This window comes from bacterium, from assembly GCA_036524115.1.
Taxonomy (GTDB): Bacteria; JAUVQV01; JAUVQV01; order JAUVQV01; family DATDCY01; genus DATDCY01.
Genome location: DATDCY010000019.1, coordinates 1 through 4,128, shown reverse-complemented (window position 1 = coordinate 4,128; position 4,128 = coordinate 1). Strand labels below are relative to the sequence as shown.

Sequence of the window (4,128 nt, the reverse complement as noted above, 5' to 3'; positions counted from 1 at the left end):
ATTAGCCCGGGTCAGCCGGGAGCGGCTCTTTCCGCCCTGGCGGCGTTGCGGGCCGGGCTGCTCTCCGCGCGCCCGTGCCCGCTGCCTTGCCAGGACGAAAATATCCGCACTCGGCTGACTCGGGCAGCACGTGCACGCCAGCCGCACGGACACGTTTCGCGCCGCAGCGAAGACTGTGCCGGGCCGTGGCCCTGTTCACGAAGCTGCCGGGACTGTTCTTGAAGGGGTGACAGCGGCGAAGTCGCGCCAGGCCCGAAGGGCGAGTTATGCGTTTCGAGCGCAGGGCCGGACAGGCTGCGGTCGAGCGCGCAACTCAGCGCGCGCCCGACAGCGCCCCGCCCCAGCGGGCATTGGCACGAGGGCGAGACGGAAGCGAACAGGCGCCCCCGGGCCGTGGCCCGGCACTGGAACGAGGCCGGGCCAGCCCCGGGCCAGCCCGGGACCCCGGCCTAGTCCTCCTCGACGTAGATCGGCGCGGGCGCGCCCTCGACCGGGTGCAGCCGCGCCATGTCCTCGAACTTGAAGTCGAGGCCGAGCACGCCGACCATCTCCTCGCCGCGCCAGACCGGCGCCGACGCCGTGATGCACAGCCGCCCGGTGATCTTGGAGGAGTAGAAATCCGTCGCGCAGACCTCGCCGGTGGCCAGTGGCTGCGAGAACCACTCGCGGTCGGAGAAGTCCTGGTGCAGCCCGATCTTCTCGAACTTCCCCTTGTCGGCGAGCTGCGTCACGTTGTGCGTCACCTTCTTCCCCTCGATGTTCGTCAGGTAGGCGAACTGCACGTAGGGGTGCTCGTCGACGAAGCGGCGCAGCTCGACCTCCGCGCGCGCCGGGTCCATCGAGGCGATCTCCTCGTGCCGCAGCAGCTCGCGCACGATCGAGCGCGCCATCTCGAGGACCTTCTTCTTGAGCCGGTCGAACTCGGAGACGAACAGCTCGGGGAGGTACTGGCTGGCGAGCGCCTCCATCTCCTCGTCGGCGATCGAGGTCGTGCGCCCCTGCTCGAACTGCTTCATCACCCACTTGTACATCTTCTGGATGCCCGGGTGCTGCTTCTCGAGGCGCTTGCCGCCCGGGACCGTGAGCCGCGAGTTGACCCAGTGCGCGATGCCGGCGAGCCCCGACTTGTCGGTGATCGTCACGCCGACCGGTCGCTTGAGCAGGCGCAGCGTGTCGAAGATGTTGTAGATCTCCTCGTTCTTGATCAGGCCGTCGGCGTGGATGCCGGCGCTCGTGACGTTGAAGTTGCGCCCGACGAGCGGGTAGTTGGGCGGGATCACGACGCCGAGCTCCTGCTCGAAGTAGTTGCGGATGTCGGTGATGATCGTCGTGTCGATGCCGTTCGCGTCGCCGCGCAGCTGGATGTACTCGATGACGAGCGCCTCGACCGGCGTGTTGCCGGTGCGCTCGCCGAAGCCCAGCAGCGCGCCGTTGGCGCCCGCGCAGCCGTAGAGCCAGGCGGTGGTGGGGTTGATGAGCACCTTGTGCAGGTCGTTGTGCCCGTGCCACTCCAGCTGCGGGCCGGGGACGCCGGCGTCATCGATGAACGCCCGCACGAGCTTCTGGACGCTGCGCGGCAGCGCGGCGCCGTCGTAGGGGACGCCGTAGCCCATGGTGTCGCAGAGGCGGATCTTGATCGGCACGCGGGCCTCCTCGGAGAGCTTCATCAGCTCGATCGCAAAGGGCACGCAGAAGCCGTAGATGTCGGCGCGGGTCAGGTCCTCGAAGTGACAGCGCGGCGTGATGCCCAGCGCGAGCGCCTCCTTGACGACCGCCAGATAATTCTCCAGCGCCTTGCGGCGGTCCCAGCCGAGCTTGAGGAAGATGTGGTAGTCGCTGACCGAGGTCAGCATCCCCGTTTCCTTCAAGCCCATCTCGCGCACGAGCTGCAGGTCCTTCGCCGTCGCGCGGATCCAGCCGGTGATCTGCGGGAACTTCAGGTCCAGCTCCTGGCAGCGGCGCACCGCCTCGCGGTCGTCGTCGCGGTAGAGGAAGAACTCGCAGATGCGGACCACGCCGTTGGGGCCCCCGAGCTTCGAGAGCAGCCCGAACAGGTGCACGACCTGCTCGGGCGTGTACGGGGGGCGCGCCTGCTGCCCGTCGCGGAAGGTGGTGTCCGTGACGAACATGTCCTCGGCCGGGTCGAGCATCACCTGCTGGTGGTCGAAGTCGACGCGGCAGACCTCCTTGTAGGGGAAGAGGTCGCGCATCAGGTTCGGCGTCGCGACCTCGACCAGCGGGAACGAGGCGCGGCTCCGCGGCGCGCGAGTCAGCAGTCGGCGATGGTTGCTCCAACGCAGCATCTTCAGCTCCTCCCGGTTCGAGGGGTTCGAAGAAATCTAGGGGACGGCACGGGCGTTGTCAACGCGCCCGCGCCGTCCGGCAGGGGGAAGTGGGCGGGCTACGGGGCGGTCGGCTGCGCCGTGGGCGCCGCGCCGGCGGTGGAACTCGGGTCCTGCCCGTCGCGGGAGTAGACGCGCGGCTTGTGGCAGCCGACGACGCAGGTGCCGCCCTTCTCGCTGGGGACGAAGCGCATCGTGTAGCAGAAGGTCCCCGTGCACTGGTACTCGGTGCGCAGGAGCCTGGCCTGGTCGGCCGTGTGCGGCAGGTGGCAGGCGAAGCAGGTCTGCCCTTCCTTCTTCTTGACGATCCCGTATTTGTTCGGCGTGCCGCCGCCGAGCAGGTGCGTCGCATGCAGGTTCTGCGCCCCCATTCGGAAGCCGGTGTCCTCGCTCTGGAGCTTCGTGAGCCCGCCGATGTCGTGGCAGTCCTGGCAGAGTTCGGCGTCCTTCGGGTCGAAGAGGGCGAGCCGGTCGAGCTTGAAGTTCTTCGTGAACAGGCGCGGGTTCCCGGAGGAGTGGGGGCGATGGCACGCGCTGCAGTCGTCGATCGCCGCGTGCGTGACCTTGCGCTTGAACTCGGTGCCGCCGGCATGGCACTTCTCGCAGAGGGCGGTGCCGGCCGCAACGAGGAGCTTCTTGGCCGCCGTGGCGTGCGGGTTGTGGCAGGCGGTGCACTTGCCCTCCTTCACCGGGGCGTGCACCGAGGCGCCCTGCGCCATGTCGTCATGACAATTCTGGCAGAGGGCCGCGCCCACGGCGACGAGGAGCTTCTCGTTCGCCGACGCGTGGGGCTTGTGGCAGGAGGAACAGTCGCCGTCCGCGACCGGGGCGTGGACCGTGGCCCCCTGCGCCATGTCGTCATGGCAGGTCTTGCAGAGGGCCGCGCCCGCGGCGACGAGGAGTTTCTTGTTGGCCGAACCGTGGGGATTGTGGCAGGAGGTGCACTCGCCGTCGCCGACCGGGGCATGGACGGAAGTCCCCTTCGCCACGTCATCGTGGCACTCCGCGCAGAGAGCCGCCCCGTTCTTGACGAGCATGAGCTTCTCCGCGTCGCCATGGTCGAGGTGGCACGCGGTGCAGTCCCCGCTGGCCGCCGGCTCGTGCGTGAACTTGAATTCCTTCATCTTCTTCGGGAAGTCGTCATGGCACTCGTAGCAGGGCGGGTCCGCCGCGCGAGCGGGAGCGACCGCGAAGACCACTGCCCCAAAGACAACCGCCGCACATCCCGCCGCCATCAACCGCCGCACTGACATTCCTTAGCTCCTTGTCGCCGTCCATTCCACCCCAGATTTTTCGACCATCAACAATAGGCGACACGCTTGGCAAAAGCAAGAGATGTGCCGCTGATTCCGAGAAAAAGCAGGGTGCGACCAATTAGATAAAAGATCATACAATCAAACATTTACTATAATCCGTCAAAAATTATAGTGTTATTTGCTCCATGGGCGGCAAGCTCGCTGCGCGCAGAGACGCAGGAATTTGCGCGGAATGCCGCTTTTCAGGACGCGAGGACGACGCCGACGGATGAGCCGGCCGCGGTCGATCTACGGGTGATCGGAACGCTGGTGCCGAAGGGGGGACTTGAACCCCCACAGGCTTAAGCCCACATGACCCTGAATCATGCGCGTCTGCCAATTCCGCCACTTCGGCACGCTGCCGCCTTATACCCGTCGCCCGGGCGGATGTCAACCGAACGGCCGCCGGTCCGCGCGCGTTCGGACCCGCCCGCACGGTCCCTAGCGGCGCCCGCGCCTGCGGGACCTCGGCGCCGCCGCGCGGGGGGTGC

2 protein-coding genes and 1 tRNA gene are annotated in these 4,128 nt (G+C 67.5%); all 3 read right to left on the bottom strand.

Annotated elements, in window-relative coordinates:
- Positions 1 to 449: 449 nt before the first annotated feature.
- The 3 genes from VI078_01200 to VI078_01190 all read right to left on the bottom strand — a co-directional run bounded on the left by VI078_01200 (position 450) and on the right by VI078_01190 (position 3,992).
- On the bottom strand, positions 450 to 2,303 hold the full coding sequence (locus VI078_01200) for a histone-lysine N-methyltransferase (protein ID HEY5997906.1): 1,854 nt from the start codon (positions 2,301 to 2,303) through the stop codon (positions 450 to 452).
- A gap of 98 nt (positions 2,304 to 2,401) precedes the next feature.
- A complete protein-coding gene (locus tag VI078_01195; GenBank protein ID HEY5997905.1) occupies positions 2,402 to 3,595 on the bottom strand; it encodes a cytochrome c3 family protein in 1,194 nt (397 codons plus the stop codon).
- A gap of 310 nt (positions 3,596 to 3,905) precedes the next feature.
- A tRNA-Leu gene (locus tag VI078_01190) sits at positions 3,906 to 3,992 on the bottom strand.
- Between the last annotated feature and the right edge of the window lie 136 nt (positions 3,993 to 4,128).

Excerpts from the sequence above, each read along its gene's own strand:
- VI078_01200 (HEY5997906.1), bottom strand. The coding sequence starts at position 2,303 with ATGCTGCGTTGGAGCAACCATCGCCGACTGCTGACTCGCGCGCCGCGG.
- VI078_01195 (HEY5997905.1), bottom strand. The coding sequence starts at position 3,595 with ATGTCAGTGCGGCGGTTGATGGCGGCGGGATGTGCGGCGGTTGTCTTT.